This window comes from Ruegeria sp. HKCCSA071 (assembly GCF_017872555.1).
GTDB lineage: Bacteria > Pseudomonadota > Alphaproteobacteria > Rhodobacterales > Rhodobacteraceae > Ruegeria.
In genome coordinates this window covers 169,413-185,321 of record NZ_JAEDOX010000004.1, presented here as the reverse complement: position 1 = coordinate 185,321, position 15,909 = coordinate 169,413, and the positions used below count along the sequence as shown (strand labels likewise).

16 protein-coding genes are annotated in these 15,909 nt (G+C 57.7%); 10 read left to right on the top strand and 6 right to left on the bottom strand.

Annotated elements, in window-relative coordinates:
- Positions 1–25: 25 nt before the first annotated feature.
- On the bottom strand, positions 26–991 hold the full coding sequence (gene hemC, locus I9188_RS11860; RefSeq protein ID WP_209506670.1) for a hydroxymethylbilane synthase: 966 nt from the start codon (positions 989–991) through the stop codon (positions 26–28).
- A 106-nt stretch (positions 992–1,097) separates the two neighbouring features.
- Between hemC and hemE the strand changes: the two genes are divergently transcribed.
- Complete coding sequence (hemE, locus tag I9188_RS11855; protein WP_209506669.1) at positions 1,098–2,132, top strand: uroporphyrinogen decarboxylase; 1,035 nt, start codon at positions 1,098–1,100, stop codon at positions 2,130–2,132.
- A gap of 81 nt (positions 2,133–2,213) precedes the next feature.
- On the opposite strand, the gene I9188_RS11850 is transcribed toward hemE, so the two are convergent.
- A complete protein-coding gene (locus I9188_RS11850) occupies positions 2,214–3,302 on the bottom strand; it encodes a CaiB/BaiF CoA-transferase family protein (protein WP_209506668.1) in 1,089 nt (362 codons plus the stop codon).
- Positions 3,303–3,472: 170 nt separating this feature from the next.
- Between I9188_RS11850 and I9188_RS11845 the strand changes: the two genes are divergently transcribed.
- The 6 genes from I9188_RS11845 (at position 3,473) to uvrC (ending at position 10,160) form a co-directional block, all read left to right on the top strand.
- Positions 3,473–4,402, top strand: a complete 930-nt coding sequence (locus tag I9188_RS11845; RefSeq protein WP_209506667.1) for an ABC transporter ATP-binding protein — start codon at positions 3,473–3,475, stop codon at positions 4,400–4,402.
- Positions 4,399–5,160 carry an ABC transporter permease gene (locus tag I9188_RS11840; RefSeq protein WP_209506666.1) on the top strand — a complete coding sequence of 254 codons (762 nt, stop codon included), beginning with the start codon at positions 4,399–4,401 and terminating at the stop codon, positions 5,158–5,160. The genes I9188_RS11845 and I9188_RS11840 overlap by 4 nt, the downstream gene beginning before the upstream one ends.
- Positions 5,161–5,274: 114 nt before the next feature.
- Positions 5,275–6,072 (top strand): S49 family peptidase, encoded by a 798-nt coding sequence (locus I9188_RS11835; RefSeq protein WP_209506665.1) that lies wholly within the window; start codon positions 5,275–5,277, stop codon positions 6,070–6,072.
- Positions 6,073–6,243: 171 nt separating this feature from the next.
- Positions 6,244–7,206 (top strand): calcium/sodium antiporter, encoded by a 963-nt coding sequence (locus I9188_RS11830; protein WP_209506717.1) that lies wholly within the window; start codon positions 6,244–6,246, stop codon positions 7,204–7,206.
- A 21-nt stretch (positions 7,207–7,227) separates the two neighbouring features.
- Positions 7,228–8,007 (top strand): SDR family oxidoreductase, encoded by a 780-nt coding sequence (locus I9188_RS11825; RefSeq protein ID WP_209506664.1) that lies wholly within the window; start codon positions 7,228–7,230, stop codon positions 8,005–8,007.
- Between the two features lie 290 nt (positions 8,008–8,297).
- Positions 8,298–10,160, top strand: coding sequence for an excinuclease ABC subunit UvrC (uvrC, locus tag I9188_RS11820; protein WP_209506663.1), 1,863 nt, complete (start codon positions 8,298–8,300; stop codon positions 10,158–10,160).
- Here the strand turns inward: uvrC and I9188_RS11815 are convergent.
- A complete protein-coding gene (locus tag I9188_RS11815) occupies positions 10,157–11,041 on the bottom strand; it encodes a DMT family transporter (RefSeq protein WP_209506662.1) in 885 nt (294 codons plus the stop codon). The two genes, uvrC and I9188_RS11815, sit on opposite strands and share 4 nt — an antisense overlap.
- A gap of 174 nt (positions 11,042–11,215) precedes the next feature.
- On the opposite strand from I9188_RS11815, the gene pgsA reads away from it, so the two are divergent.
- From pgsA to I9188_RS11800, 3 genes are read left to right on the top strand one after another with little or no spacing between them, the layout of a single operon-like run.
- Positions 11,216–11,884 (top strand): CDP-diacylglycerol--glycerol-3-phosphate 3-phosphatidyltransferase, encoded by a 669-nt coding sequence (gene pgsA, locus I9188_RS11810; RefSeq protein ID WP_209506661.1) that lies wholly within the window; start codon positions 11,216–11,218, stop codon positions 11,882–11,884.
- A gap of 3 nt (positions 11,885–11,887) precedes the next feature.
- Positions 11,888–12,133 (top strand): molybdopterin converting factor subunit 1, encoded by a 246-nt coding sequence (gene moaD, locus I9188_RS11805; RefSeq protein WP_209506660.1) that lies wholly within the window; start codon positions 11,888–11,890, stop codon positions 12,131–12,133.
- Between the two features lie 3 nt (positions 12,134–12,136).
- Positions 12,137–12,580 (top strand): molybdenum cofactor biosynthesis protein MoaE, encoded by a 444-nt coding sequence (locus I9188_RS11800; protein WP_209506659.1) that lies wholly within the window; start codon positions 12,137–12,139, stop codon positions 12,578–12,580.
- Between the two features lie 55 nt (positions 12,581–12,635).
- Here the strand turns inward: I9188_RS11800 and I9188_RS11795 are convergent, their stop codons facing one another.
- The 3 genes from I9188_RS11795 to ubiA all read right to left on the bottom strand — a co-directional run bounded on the left by I9188_RS11795 (position 12,636) and on the right by ubiA (position 15,904).
- On the bottom strand, positions 12,636–12,956 hold the full coding sequence (locus I9188_RS11795) for a hypothetical protein (RefSeq protein WP_209506658.1): 321 nt from the start codon (positions 12,954–12,956) through the stop codon (positions 12,636–12,638).
- 1 nt (position 12,957) lies between these two features.
- Positions 12,958–14,877, bottom strand: coding sequence for an OmpA family protein (locus I9188_RS11790; RefSeq protein ID WP_209506657.1), 1,920 nt, complete (start codon positions 14,875–14,877; stop codon positions 12,958–12,960).
- A 64-nt stretch (positions 14,878–14,941) separates the two neighbouring features.
- Positions 14,942–15,904, bottom strand: coding sequence for a 4-hydroxybenzoate octaprenyltransferase (ubiA, locus tag I9188_RS11785; RefSeq protein ID WP_209506656.1), 963 nt, complete (start codon positions 15,902–15,904; stop codon positions 14,942–14,944).
- Positions 15,905–15,909: the final 5 nt, after the last annotated feature.

The following is a 15,909-nucleotide window of genomic DNA, read 5'->3' as shown; positions in this document are numbered from 1 at the left end:
GTGATCAAGTTCACACTGCCTTAAATTAATTTGAATTTTTCCAATCGAAAAAACCCGGACCTGCCTGTTCCAACAGGTCTGCCGCCATCGCGCGGGCCATTTCCGGCCCGTCTTTGACGGAACCGGTCACATCTCTGTTCACGGTTTCCGATCCATCTGGGCGCAGGACTTCGCCGCGCAGCCTTAAGTTGTCTCCGTCCAGTTCTGCCAGACCAGCGATCGGAGTTTCGCAAGATCCGTCCAGCGCGGCCAGCAGAGTGCGTTCAGCGGCCAGCCGCCATCCTGTTTCCGCGTGATGAATCGCTTCAAGCATTTCAGCCGCGCGCATGTCGTTGCTGCGCCGTTCGATGCCAATGGTACCCTGTGCAATCGCAGGCAGCATGTCATCCGGAGAAATGGCGCTGGCTGGAATCTCGTCCATGCCCAGACGGCGAATGCCAGCCATGGCCAGAAAAGTGCAATCCGCGACACCGGCTTCCAGCTTTTTCAGCCGCGTCTGCACGTTCCCGCGAAACTCGACCACTTTCAGGTCCGGCCGCCGGCTCAGCAGCTGTGCCCGGCGCCGCAAAGACGAGGTGCCCACGACGGCCCCTTCAGGCAGATCGTGGATCGAGTTAAGGCGCGGCGAGATGAAAGCGTCACGCACATCCTCGCGCGGAAGGAATGTGTCCAGAACCAGCCCTTCGGGCTGCTCAACAGGCATGTCTTTCGTTGAATGCACGGCGATATCGATTTCGGCGCGCAACATCGCCTCTTCGATTTCCTTGGTGAACAGGCCCTTGTTGCCGATTTCCTTCAGGGGACGATCCGCGTCGATCATAGCGCGATTATCGCCAGTTGTCTTGATCACGACGATTTCAAAGGCCGCTTCGGGTAGATCAAACGCATCGCTCAGGCGCTGGCGGGTTTCATAGGCCTGAGCCAATGCCAGCGGTGAACCACGGGTGCCAATTCTGAGGGGCGATGCGGGGGTGGGCAGGGTCAAAGTCATGTGCACAGCTTTAGTCGCGTCACATTGCCCTGACAATGGGGGCTGAGCTTGACAAATTGCCGCCGAAGGACGACCCGTTGCCAAAACCGGAATACTGGGGGCGAAAATGGCCGAGACAAAGAAACTGCTGCGGGCGCTGGCGGGTGAAGTACAGGATGTGCCGCCAATCTGGATGATGCGCCAGGCGGGCCGGTATCTGCCGGAATACCGGGCTACCCGTGCCCAGGCCGGGGACTTTCTGTCTTTATGCTATAACCCGGAACTGGCCGCCGAAGTCACATTGCAGCCAATCCGGCGCTATGGGTTTGATGCTGCGATCCTGTTTGCCGATATCCTGCTGGTGCCGCAGGCGCTGGGTGCGGATTTATGGTTTGTGACCGGCGAAGGCCCACGTTTGTCGACCATCACGCGGCACGCGGAGTTTGATGCGTTGAAGCCGATTGACGCAATTCATGAGACTTTGTCGCCCGTTTATGAAACGGTTCGGATCCTGTCGCGAGAATTGCCGTCTGAGACCACGCTGATCGGGTTCGCCGGCGCGCCATGGACGGTTGCGACCTATATGATCGCCGGGCGTGGAACACCCGATCAGGGACCAGCTCACGCTCTTCGAGAAAGCGATACTGTTTTATTCGAGGCGCTGCTGGATCGCATCACGGCCGCAACAATCGAGTATCTGTCGGCTCAGATCGACGCCGGGGCTGAGGTGGTCAAGATTTTTGACAGCTGGGCGGGTTCCCTGAAAGGTGAGGCGTTTCGCAAATACGCTGTGGAACCATGCCGTGTGATTACGCAGTCCATCAAGGAGCGTCACCCGGGTATTCCGGTGATTGGTTTCCCGCGCGAGGCGGGGGAGGGGTATATTGGATTTGCCAAGACGACTGGCGTGGATTGCGTCGCGCTGGACAACTCGGTGTCGCCCGATTGGGCCGCCAGACATGTACAGATTGAGGGTTGTGTACAGGGAAACCTGGCCTCGTCGCATATGGTGACCGGTGGGCAGGCTCTGGTGGACGAAACGCGGCGGATTGTCGAGGCGTTCTCTAAGGGGCCGCACATCTTCAACCTGGGTCATGGGATCACGCCGGATGCCGATCCTGAGAATGTTCAGTTGATGATCGATACGGTGCGCGCGCGCTAAGCAGATTAAAGGGGGCCAGCCCCCTTCTTGGCCTGCGGCCAATTCATCCCCCGGGATATTTTGGGCCAGATGAAGTGCGGATCAGCTCAGGCTGTCGAGCTCTGCGAGGATCTCTTTAGTATGCTCGCCGCGCATGGGGCTGGGTTTCGGGGTCCAGTCATGGCCTGAAAACCGTGGGGCGGCGGCGGCCTGAAATGCACCGTCAATGTCCTGCCAGCTGTTGCGACGGAGGTTCATCGGGTGTGAGCGGGCTTCGTCCGGGCTGAGAACAGGAGCAACGCAGGCATCTGTTCCGCGAAACAGGGCCTCCCAATGGTCGCGCGGTTGACTGGCGAAGATGTCGGTTAGACGGCGTGAAAGCGAAGGCCACAGATCACGGTCGTATTGCCGCTGAAACTCGGTATCGTTTGTGAGGCCCAGTAAGTTCAGAAATTGCATGTAGAATTTTGGTTCGAGGCATTGCACGGAAATGTAGCCGCCGCAGGCGCAGGCGTAGGTGCTGCACCAGTGGGGACCGTCCAACAGGCTTTGACCCCGGGTTTCAGACAGGTTGCCGGTTTGGCGCATTGTCATCAACAGGTTCATCATATGGGCCGAGCCGTCATAGATTGCCGCGTCAACGACAGTACCTGTGCCAGTGCGCTGTGCATTGATCAGTCCCGCCAGAACGCCTGCCACAAGATACATGGCCCCACCGCCGATATCACCCACCAACGTTGGCGGGGTCTGCGGTGCATGGCCGGGGTGTGAGGCATACCAGAGCGCTCCGGACAGGGCGATGTAATTCAGGTCATGCCCCGCCGTGTCGGCCAGCGGGCTATCCTGCCCCCAGCCCGTCATGCGCCCGTAGACCAGTTTTGGATTGCGGGTCAGGCAGACATCGGGCCCGAGCCCCAGTTTTTCCATCACACCGGGACGGAATCCTTCGATCAGCGCATCGGCTGTGTCGATCAGGCGAAGCGCGGTCTCCAGATCATTGGCGTTCTTCAGATCAAGTGCGATGGATCTTTTGCCACGATCCAGCAGGGAACGTTCCGGCATACCCGGTGTCGCGGCGCCCCCTTTGCGATGGATTGTTATCACGTCAGCGCCCAGATCTGCCAGAAACATAGCTCCAAACGGGCCGGGACCCAGACCTTCAAGTTCGACAACACGTATTCCGTTCAGCATCAGGGCCCTCCGTTCCCGGCAGAGTTTGCTGGCTGGTGTCGGGATTGCAAGCCGGATGATTGCTGGCGCGGGCGGTCTTCCTTTTGGCAGTTGTTCATCACATGGTGCGGAATGGGCCTGTTATCCCTGTGTTCGGGGCGATAGGGTTTGGGCCAGAACGGGGAGCGGATATGACGACCATTTTATCCATCAGAGATCTGCGCAAATCCTACGCCGACGGGTTCGAGGCGCTGAAAGGTGTGTCTCTGGACATTGAAGAAGGCGAAATTCTTGCGCTTCTGGGGCCGAATGGGGCGGGAAAAACCACTCTGATCTCGACGATCTGTGGAATAACCACGCCAACATCCGGCACGGTCTCAGTCGGCGGGCACGACATTCAGTCGGACTATCGCGCAGCGCGCAGGATGATCGGGCTTGTCCCGCAAGAGATCGCGCTGGAACCGTTTGAAAAGGTCTGGAACACAGTTCGGCTGTCACGCGGGTTGTTTGGGCTGGGCAAAGACAACGCCCGGATCGAGGACATTCTGCGCAAGCTCTCGCTATTGGACAAGCGCAAGAACCCCATCAAGGAGTTGTCGGGCGGCATGAAACGCCGTGTGCTGATCGCCAAGGCTCTGGCGCATGAACCACGTGTTTTGTTTCTGGATGAACCGACGGCAGGTGTGGATGTCGAGCTGCGCAAGGATATGTGGGAAATCGTGGCCGAGCTGAAACGGGACGGTGTCACCATCATTCTGACCACCCACTATATCGAAGAGGCAGAAGCCATCGCGGATCGCGTCGGCGTCATCGACAAGGGTGAGTTGCTTTTGGTGCAGGACAAAGACACGCTTATGGCGCAGATGGGCAAAAAGCAGATTGTCGTCATGCTCACCGAGCCAATCGCCAAGATTCCCGGTGGTTTGGCCAGCCACAATTTGACCCTCAATGGCGCGGGGGATAGCCTGATCTATACATACGATACCCATGCGGATCGCACAGGAATTACGACCCTGTTGAATGACGTGTCGCAGGCCGGACTCGTGTTGCGCGACGTACAGACACGGCAATCGAGCCTGGAAGAAATATTTGTCAATCTGGTATCCGGAGAGGCGGCATGAACTGGACCGCAATCGCTGCAATCTACCGGTTCGAAATGGCTCGCTTCTTTCGCACCCTGGCGCAAAGCTTCCTGTCACCGGTTCTTTCCACTTCGCTGTATTTCGTGGTGTTTGGCACCGCCATCGGCAGTCGAATTCAAGAGGTCGAGGGCGTATCCTACGGCGCGTTCATCGTGCCGGGTCTGATCATGCTGTCTGTGGTGATGCTGTCGATCTCGAACGCGTCTTTCGGAATTTATTTCCCAAAGTTTCTGGGCACCATCTACGAGCTGCTGTCGGCGCCGGTGAATTTTATCGAAATCGTGATTGGGTATGTCGGTGCGGCGGCCACCAAAGCGCTGTTTGTGGGGTTGGTCATTCTGGCCACGTCGACCTTTTTCGTCGACATACGGATCGAACACCCCTTTGCCATGGCGGCGTTCTTGATCCTGTCATGTCTCAGCTTCTCGTTGCTGGGTTTTATCATCGGGATATGGGCCAGTAATTTTGAACAGATGTCATTGGTGCCGCAGCTTGTGGTCACGCCACTTATCTTCCTTGGCGGTACGTTTTATTCAATCTCGATGCTGCCGCCTCTGTGGCAGACGATCACGTTGTTCAATCCGGTCGTCTATCTGATTTCGGGGTTTCGCTGGTCGTTTTTCGGGCTTGCGGATGTGCCCATTGCCCTGAGCTTGCTGGCCATCATAGCCTTTACTGGGGTGTGTCTGGCGGTCATTGGCTGGATCTTCAAAACCGGCTGGCGCCTTCGCAGCTAACCCACGCCGGTGCGTTGCATTTTTGCCCATCGAGTGTGTGAATCTGGTTCACGTCGCGTTCAAGGTTCGAAGAGTCCCTTGTTTACGGGATGGCGGCACTCTACATCGGCACCCATGAAGCTCAGCCTGCCGTTCGTCAAAAAACACCCCTGTGTGGCCATCGTCCGCCTGTCCGGAGCCATTGGAATGGCCGGGCGCGGGTCCTTGAACGACGCCACGCTGGCGCCGGTTCTCGAGAAAGCCTTTCGCAAGGGAAAACCTGCGGCCGTGGCGCTTGAGATTAATTCACCAGGCGGATCCCCTGTCCAAAGTTCAATGATCGGTGCGCGCATTCGAAGTTTATCAGAAGAACTGAACGTGCCAGTTTTCGCTTTTGTCGAGGACGTCGCTGCATCCGGTGGGTATTGGCTGGCCGCCGCAGCGGATGAGATCTGGGCCGATAACAATTCCGTACTGGGATCGATCGGTGTGATCTCGGCTGGATTTGGCGCGCATGTCTTTCTGGCGCGGCAAGGGTTTGAGCGGCGGGTCCATACCGCCGGGAAATCGAAGTCCATGCTCGACCCGTTTTCACCAGAAAAGAAAGAGGATGTGGCCCGCCTGCAAGGGTTGTTGGGTGATATCCACGAGAATTTCATTGCGCATGTCAAAGATCGGCGCGGGGACAAGCTGAATCAGGAAGCGGATCTGTTCACGGGCGAGGTCTGGCTGGCGCGTCGCGCGCAGGAACTGGGGCTGATCGACGGCATCGCCCATCTGAAGCCAAAGATGCAGGACCGTTTCGGTGACAAGGTCAAATTCCGCCGCTATGGCGTGAAAAAACCGATCTGGACCCGGTTTGGGGCCAACCTGGCGCAGGACGCTATTGCAGGATTAGAGGAGCGGGCAGCCTACGCGCGTTTCGGTTTGTGACGTGATCGTAAAGGCTGTCACTCTTTTTCTGATCGCTATGGGCGTATTGGCAATGTTCGGCAAGTTGCGGTTTCCCGGGCAGAAAAAGCTGAGCTCGGCAAAATGTCCGCGATGCGGTCGGTATCGCATCGGAAAGGGCCCCTGTACCTGTGAAAAAGGAGGCCGGGCTTGATCACCACGTGGCTGCTGTCTGGTCTTGGCTTGTTGATCCTGTTGCTGGCAGGCGATGCCTTGGTGCGTGGCGCAGTGAACCTGAGCCTGCGTTTAGGTGTCCCGGCTCTGATCGTCAGCCTTACGATTGTGGCCTTCGGCACGTCCGCGCCCGAGTTGCTGATTGCTATCAGCGCCGTCAAGGAACACGCACCGGGTATCGCGCTGGGTAATGTTGTCGGATCAAACACGGCCAACATCCTGTTGGTTCTTGGCCTTCCAGCGATGCTGGCAACGATCCACACCAGCGAGTGCGACAGCCGTAGGAACTATGCCTTCATGCTGATGGCGACGGCCTTGTTCATAGGGTTGGCGTTTTGTGGAACATTCACCGTCGTCAGCGGCCTGATCCTGCTGGCGGCTTTGGGCCTGGTTCTGATGAATGCCTTTCGTGAAGCAAAGGCGCACCGCAAGGCCTGTGGGGAAGCCTGTGCCGATGACGACGACCTTGAAGGCCTAGAAGAAGCCGATCCTGACATGCCTTACTGGAAGGTATCGGTTTACCTGATCCTAGGCCTTGTCGGCCTTCCAATGGGGGCACACCTGCTGGTGGAAAATGCGACGGTCATCGCCCGAACCTATGGTGTCAGTGAGACGGTTATCGGTCTGACCCTGATTGCGGTCGGAACGTCTTTACCCGAACTGGCAACAACCGTCATGGCCGCGTTGCGCAGGCAGGCCGATGTGGCCCTAGGCAACGTGATCGGATCGAACATGTTCAATCTTCTGGCCATTATCGGGATCGCAACCTGGTTCGGGCGTATCCCGGTTGATCCCGGTTTCCTGTATTTTGACCTTTGGGTCATGCTGGGCGCTTCGCTGCTTCTGGTTCCCTTTGTTGTTTTCAAGCAGGATATCTCTCGCGTTTGGGGTCTGGTACTGACCTTCCTTTATGCGCTTTATATCACAGTATTGCTGGTGTGATCTGACAAAACGAGGTGAAGCATGACCCGAGCTTTAGTGACCGGTGCCGGTATTCGCCTTGGCCGGGCCATGGCGCTTTATCTGGCCGGACGTGGATATGATGTCGCCGTTCACTATGCGTCCTCAGAACGTCCCGCGCACGAGACTGTGGCGGAGGTACAGGCATTGGGCCGACGGTCGGTGGCCTTGCAGGCCGATCTGCTCGATGAGGCCCAGGTGCAGGACCTGCTGCCCAAAGCAGCCGAGGCTCTGGGTGGGCCGATCACCTGTCTGGTGAACAACGCCTCAATCTTTGAATATGACAGCGTTCACACCGCAACCCGCCAAAGCTGGGACCGCCATCTCGACAGCAATCTGCGCGCACCGTTCGTTTTGACCCAAGCCATGGCCGGGCAGGGGCTGGCCCCGGACACAGACGAAAATGGCGAACCCCTTGCGACCGGTCTGATCATCAACATGGTGGACATGCGTGTACGCAAGCTGACACCCGAGTTCATGTCTTACACCATTGCCAAAATGGGGCTATGGACGCTGACCCGCACCTCGGCACAGGCGCTTTCCCCGGCAATCCGGGTCAATGCTATTGGGCCTGGCCCGACGGTACAGGGGCATCGTCAAAGCGCCGAGCATTTCCAGGCGCAACGATCGAATACTGTTCTGGAACGCGGGTCAAATCCATCGGATATCACTGCCGCATTGGGGTTTTTTCTGGATGCGCATGCGGTAACGGGACAACTGATATGCGTGGATGGCGGTCAGCACCTGGGGTGGAAAACACCGGATGTTCTGGGTGTGGAATGAGCATTTCCGTTGCAAGTTTTGCACCGCGCACGTTCATGTTACCTACGTGTTACAAAAATGTCTTTTTTTTCATACACTTGCTAAATGCCTGAAAAAATAACCATCAAAATCAATAGCTTGATAATGTGCCTATTTTTTGTGCAGGTTGATGAAGTGGTAATGAAACAAGGGAAATTCTAAGACTGTGAAAACTTATCTTCACACTTATCCACAGGAATCGTGGATTTGTTTTCTCTTGATCTGAGGCCCGCAAGATTGCAGCCAGTAAAAGAGAATCATATCGGAAACCCATGACTACCCACAGTGAATCGTCCCCGACCGGTTATGCCTGCATTCAGCGTTACGCAAAGACGCTGGACAGCTCACCGGGGGTGTACAGGATGCTGGATGCCGACAGCCGGGTTTTATACGTGGGCAAAGCGCGAAACCTGAAGGCGCGGGTATCGAACTATACAAGGCCGGGTCATTCGGGGCGGATCGAGAAGATGATTGCCTCGACCGCTTCTATGATGTTTCTGACGACAAGAACGGAAACCGAGGCGCTGCTACTGGAGCAGAACCTGATCAAGCAGCTTAAACCGAAATACAATGTGCTGCTGCGGGACGACAAAAGCTTTCCAAACATCCTGGTCGCCAAGGATCATGACTTTCCTCAGATCAAGAAACACCGCGGGGCCAAGAAGGAAAAAGGCGCCTATTTCGGGCCGTTTGCCAGCGCGGGTGCTGTAAACCGCACGTTGAACCAGCTGCAAAAGGCATTCCTGCTGCGCAACTGTTCGGATTCCATGTTTGACAGCCGTACGCGGCCCTGTTTGCTCTATCAAATCAAACGGTGCTCGGGGCCGTGTGTCGGTTTGATTTCGGAACAGGATTACAGTGAAAGCGTAAAGGATGCAGAACGTTTCCTGTCGGGGCGCTCGACCAAGGTGCAGGAGGAACTGGCTGAACAGATGACGGCCGCGTCCGAGGCCATGGAGTTCGAACGCGCCGCCGGTCTGCGTGACCGTATCCGTGCGCTGACGCAGGTTCAAACTTCACAGGGTATCAATCCGCGCGGTGTAACCGAGGCGGATGTGATCGGTCTTTATATGGACAGCGGGCAGGCCTGTGTTCAGGTGTTCTTCATCCGTGCCAACCAGAACTGGGGCAACAAGGATTTTTACCCGCGTGTAGGACAAGATGTATCTCCGGCCGAGGTGATGGAAGCTTTCCTTGGTCAGTTCTACGACAACAAGGAACCGCCGCGGCAGTTGATTTTGTCGGACGGGATCGAAAACGCTGATCTGATGCAGGAAGCTTTGACGGAAAAAGCTGGCCGTAAGGTCGAGCTTCTCGTGCCGCAGCGTGGGGAGAAACAGGAACTGGTTGCAGGTGCATTGCGCAATGCGCGAGAGTCTCTGGCCCGGCGCATGTCGGAAAGCGCGACACAGGCCAAGTTGCTGCGCGGTGTGGCCGAGGCGTTTGATCTGGATGGCCCGCCCGGTCGGATCGAGGTTTACGACAACTCTCATATTCAGGGCACCAACGCAGTTGGCGGCATGATCGTGGCAGGGCCCGACGGGTTCATGAAAAACGCCTATCGCAAGTACAATATTCGTGGCGATGACCTGATGCCGGGTGATGATTTTGGCATGATGAAAGAGGTTTTGAACCGTCGCTTCACCCGCCTGCAAAAAGAAGATCCGGACAGGGACAAAGGGCTTTGGCCCGACCTGCTGCTGATCGATGGCGGTGCCGGACAGGTCAGCGCCGTGCACGAGATCATGCAGGCCCACGGGGTCGAAGACATTCCGATGGTCGGTGTTGCCAAAGGGGTCGACCGTGACCACGGCAAGGAAGAATTTCACCGGATCGGCCAGCGCCCCTTTGCGCTGAAACGCAACGATCCCGTCTTGTACTTTGTTCAACGGCTAAGGGACGAAGCGCACCGTTTTGCCATTGGCACCCATCGTGCGAAACGCGCCAAGGCCGTTGGTGCCACGCCGCTGGATGAAATTCCGGGCGTTGGGGCTGCACGCAAGCGCGCCTTACTGACTCACTTCGGCAGCGCCAAAGCAGTAAGCCGGGCCAATCTGGCGGACCTGAAAGCGGTCGAGGGGATCTCGGCCGGGTTGGCTCAGAAAGTTTATGATTTCTTCCACGACAAGGGTTAGACCTGTCGCGCCCGCCACAGGATATACAGGCCCGAAGCCACAATTAGCGCGCTGCCGACCCACATGGTACGGTCCAGGCTTTCGCCGAACAGGGCGATACCCAACCCGATACCGAACAGCAGTCGCGTATAGCGGAACGGGGTCACGGCAGACACTTCACCCGTGCGCATTGCGTTCATGAGCGAGGCATAGGCCACGACGCCCATCAGAACCGCGCCCGTCAGATGCAGGCTGGTGTGCATGCTAACCGGTGTCATGGGGGCGCCTTCCCACATCCGATAGGCAAGGCCCGCGGCGATAATGCTGAGGAAACCATAAAACCCCAGAACTTCGGTTCCAAGTGTGGCAGGGGCCGCGCGGCTGGCCAGATCACGCCCTGCGAACCCCAACATACCCAGCACGGCCAGTATCGACAGCAGTGAAAAACTGTCTCCGGTCGGTTGCAGAATAATGACGACGCCGATCATACCGACAAAAATTGCGCTCCATCGCCGCCAACCAACCGTTTCACCAAAGAATAATGCCGCGCCCGCGACCACGACCAACGGCGTCGCTTGCAGGATCACCGTGGCCGAGGACAAGGGCGTCAACGCGATGGCGAGCACATAGAACAGCCGACCAAAGACTTCGAACAGCACCCGAACTTTCATCGGGCGGGAGAGAACGTCCGGGTGTGTCAGGCGTTTTCCACGAGCCGGCACCAGCGCGGCAAAGATTACGGACCCGCCCGTCCCGAACAGCACCAGTACCTGCCAGATCGGAAGCGCCGTCGATGCAGTTTTCAGCAACGCATCCTCCAGCGCAAAGCCCGCCATTGCCGCCACCATCCACAGGCTGCCGACCATGTTCGACCGGGCGTCGGTTTGAATATGCGCTGTCATCCTGTACGTTCCGCTTTGCAGTCGACGGATAATCTGACCGCAAAGATGTGAAACGCCAAGTGCACCAGGTCCAAAGCGTCGAACCTGCGGCGCTTTGACCAAGCTGTTGTGAGTGATGTAGTTTTTTACCGGTTTGTCTTTTCTGTCTTGAACCGTCGATATAGGGTCCAAGCCATGAAGTGGAATTTGCCCAATATCCTGACGGTTCTACGCCTGCTGGCTGCGCCCGGTCTGGCCGTTATGTTTTTGTACTTCACCCGGCCCTATGCGGACTGGTTCGCTTTGATCCTGTTCCTTTCGGCGGCGATCACCGATTGGTTCGATGGCTATCTGGCCCGTGCGTGGAAACAGGAAACCAAGATGGGCGCGATGCTGGACCCGATTGCCGACAAGGCAATGGTGGTGATCGCGCTGATGATTCTGGTTGGCTATTCGACCGAACACTGGACGCCATGGCTGGTGCTACCCGCCACCGTGATCTTGTTCCGCGAGGTTTTTGTCTCGGGCCTGCGCGAATTTCTGGGCGATGTGGCGGGGACGCTGAAGGTTACAAAGCTGGCCAAGTGGAAAACAACAGCGCAGATGATCGCCATCGCGGTACTGTTCTCGCAGGGTATCTTTGAACACTATGCCGTGATGGCGAGTTTCGGCATGGATGCCGAGCTGGTGGAACAGATCATCGCGGGGCAGGTTGAAGACGTGAACCACCTGCGCTGGCACATCAACGGCATGTTCTGGTCGGGTCAGGTCGGGCTGTGGTTGCTGTGGATTGCGGCGGCGCTGACATTGATCACCGGCTATGATTACCTACGTAAAGCCATGCCACATCTGAAGGAGATCTGAGGGATGGATGTGCTGTATTTTGCATGGGTACGCGAACGTATCGGTTTGCCAAAGGAAAAGGTCGAGACGCAGGCAGTCACTGTCAATGATCTGGTGGCCGAGTTGAGCGCGCGAGAAGAACGCTATGCCGCGGCATTTGCCGATTTGTCTGCTCTGCGCGTTGCACTGGATCAGGAGTTGTCGGACTTCGACGCCTCGCTGTCGGGCGTTCGGGAAGTGGCATTTTTTCCGCCAATGACAGGCGGTTGAGCGATGCGGATCGCCGTTCAGCAGGAAGCCTTCGATCTTGGGGCCGAGGCCAACGCATTTGCTTCTGGGGATGATGCCAACGGAGCCATTGTCACCTTCACTGGCGTTGTGCGCGACCTGGCAAGCGGTGATCTGGATGTGATGGAGATTGAACACTATCCGGGTATGACGGAACGGGCCCTGACCAAGATTGCCCAGGAAGCCAAGGAACGGTGGTCATTGGGTGACGTTCTGGTGATTCACCGCCATGGCCAGCTGGCGCCGGGGGACAGGATCATGATGGTGGCGACAGCCGCGCCGCATCGTAAAGATGCTTTTGAGGCAGCGGAATACTTGATGGATTATCTGAAGTCCCGCGCACCCTTCTGGAAGAAGGAAATCACCAGATCCGGTGCGGAATGGGTTGCTGCCAAAGATGAAGACGAAGACGCGCTGACCCGGTGGTAGTGACTTAGCGCCAGCTTATACTTGCAAACTTGAGCGCCCGTGCATGGCCGTGCGTTCAATCCGCGTTGTTGATCCGCCCGCGCATTTCTTCGGCCTCCTGACGCGCGGCCCGAAGGCCATCCATCGCGGCTGCCAGCTCGGCTTCTGTCTGGGTCAGCTGGTTCGTCAATTCGGCCTCACGTTGCTGCAAATAGGTGATGGCCTGATCGCGGGTTTCCTCGGCCTCGTGCAACTCCTGACTCATCCGGTCCAGATCAGCGACGTCGCTTTGCCGTACGCGGGACAGGCGATGCGCCAGCCAATTGGCAAACCAGCCCATGCAGAAGGCTGCGAACAGGATAATGGCAGTGACAATGACGAATTCTGTTCTGTTCAACTTACTGGTCCCCTGCATCCGCATCAGGTGCGGTCGTGTCGGTTTGGTCCTCTGCGGACGTCGCAGCCTCGACCTCGAGTGCTTCAAGGCCTGTTTCGGTACTCGCAACAGGCTCAGGGCGGATCAGACGGAACTCGATCCGGCGGTTTTCTTCCCGGCCCTCTTCGGTGTCGTTGTCAGCGATGGGTTGCGTTTCCCCATATCCCACAGCGGTGTAGCTGCTGGTCGGAATACGCCGCCCGCGCAATTCGTTCAGGATGGATTGTGCCCGCGCCTGGCTGAGTTGTTGGTTCATCTCTTCGCGGCCCTGACTGTCTGTGTGGCCCTGAATCTCCATTCGGATCGGACCGCAGTCGCGCAGGATATCCGCAATCTGGTTCACCACATCGCGCGAGTCTGATGCAATCGTGGCCGATCCGGGCTCAAAGGCGATCTTGCTGGTGGCCTGAATTTCGGCGATCCGGGCTTCGCAGACTTCCGGGTCGGGCAGGGCGTCCTCGGGTTCCGGTGGGGGCTGATAGGTGATGGTCAGGGTGTATTCCTGCCCCTCGCCCAACTTGTCGGACAATTGACCTGCGATACGGGCCTTGGCGTCTTCTTCGTGGCTGAGGCCGATCAGCTCGACCGTATCGGGTGTGACGGTCAATACGCCGTTGTGGAGCTGACCCAAAGCCTCCAGACCGGCCAGAACACGTACCGGCCAATCCGCTGGAAGATCCGAAACGATGCGGGTGGCGGTATATACCTGATCGGACCCAAAGGCCGCGCGCGCGTAGCTGTCGACCATGTCGCGCAGAGTTTCATCACCCAGCCGTCCGCGCAATTGCACCAGCCCTTCAGGGCTGCGGGTGGCCGAAAACTCGACCGGGCCATTTGCGTTCGTTGTTTCAGGCTCGGGCAAAACGGCGTGCAATGCGAAGACCGCAGGCAACTCGGTTTCAAGCTCGCCCACAACCCGGTCGAACACCACGGGATCGGTTCCTTCGGCAGCAATCAGGGTAATGTCCGCGTCTGACATGGTGACCGATCCTTGACCGATCCTGAACAGCGCCTGAATGCTTTTCTCGGCTGCTTCTGGCCAGCGTGGCGATGGTTCGCCCAAGGCGACGGTGCAGGAATAAGGCCCCGTCAACCCGGCGTTTTTCGCGGCGGCCACGATCCGGTCACGTGCCTTCTCATCCTGCGCGGAACAGGCGTCAAAATGCCCACCTTCTTCGTCGATCAGGTAACGCAAAGTAAAAGGCGTGACGACGGGGCGAGGTGCTGAAATCGCCAGCCCAACCCGTAGGCTGGGCGGTGCCGTACGCGTCAGGTCGCGTTCCAGTTTTTGTTTTTCTTGCTGACTGTTGGCAATTGCCGTGATCCTGACCAGATCCGGGCTGGCGGAAATTTTGGCGCGGGGCAGGTGGGTCAGGGCCTCCAACGCGTAAGAAATTGCGGCATCCCACCCTTTGGGCTTTGGGTAATCTGCTGTTTCCATCAGGTCCGAAACGGCAACAGTTCTGTCCAGATTGCCAAGCCGTTGGATCAGCTTGTCCCTGTTCTCACTGGCCGGGATCAGGCCAATCACCGATATTCCACTGTCATTGCGCAGGATTTCTACCGAAAAGCGCGGTGCTGCGAGGGCGGAAGTTGCGATAACTTCCATTTCGTCGATTACGCGGGATGTATCAACTTCGGTTCCCGCGGCGGTCAGTGCGTTAAAGCGGGTCGCCTCATCCGGCGCTGTGCCGGTCAGGACCACCCGCAAACCATCGGCTTCGACCTCGGCCCAATCATGTCCTTTCAGGTCCAGCGAGCGCCGTACAGCAAGTTCCGATGATTCTTCGATCTCGGTAACGGCATAGCTGGCTGCCAGAAGCGACAGGCCGGCTGATAAAAGAAAGATCAGGGAAACAGCGATAAAATACGGCAGACGCATGTTTGGGTTTGGCACTCCTCAGGCGTTTGCGCCGATCTTTACAGGCCTCGTTCAGCGGGTGCAATCAGAGCAGCAAGGCGACGCAGAGGAAGATCAGCGGAATAAAGCCGGTATCGCGGTTGGCCCGAAACAGCAGCAGCAGCTTGGCGTTGTCTTCGGTATCAAGCCCGCGCAATTGCCACATCATGTGCCAGCCCATGGCCCAGGGACCGCAAAGCGCGATCCCCAACGCCAGAATCGACGCATCAGGCACCCCGGCATCAATAATGGCCAGCCCCATCAGCGATACCGTTGCGACCAGAAAATACTTCAGCCATCTCGCTGTGTCGGTGCCGAACAGGCGCGCGGTAGATTTGATGCCGACCAGTTCATCATCCTCGGTATCCTGATGTGCATAGATCGTGTCATAGAACAGGGTCCACGCGATGCCGGACAGGTACAGCGTGACAGCAGGCCAGCCGAGCGACCCGCTATGCGCCGTCCAGGCCAGCAATGCGCCCCAGTTGAAGGCCAGACCCAGAAAAACCTGAGGCCACCAGGTAAACCGCTTGGCAAACGGATAAACGGTCACCGGCAGCAAAGATAACACTCCCATGGCAATGGCCGCCTGATTGAAGCTGAGCAGAATGCCAAGCGCCAGAAGGCTTTGCAGGATCATCCAGGCCGCAGCTTGCCGGACACTGACCTGCCCCGACGGTATCGGGCGTGATCGTGTGCGTTCAACCTGTGCGTCAAATTCCCGGTCTGTAATGTCATTCCACGTGCAACCGGCACCTCGCATCAAAAAAGCTCCGAATGCGCAGCCTAGGGCAATCCACAGATCTCCCCAACGGGGTTGGCTGTCATGCAGGATGGCCAGCGCCAGCCCCCACCAACACGGAAGCAGCAACAGCCATGTGCCGATGGGCCGGTCCGCGCGGCTGAGGCGCAGATACGGTCGGGCAAAGGCTGGGGCATGGGTGTCGACCCAATTGCCGGTGACGGCATCGGCGACTTGACCATCTGGTGTTGGGGCATTGCCTTGCATATGTA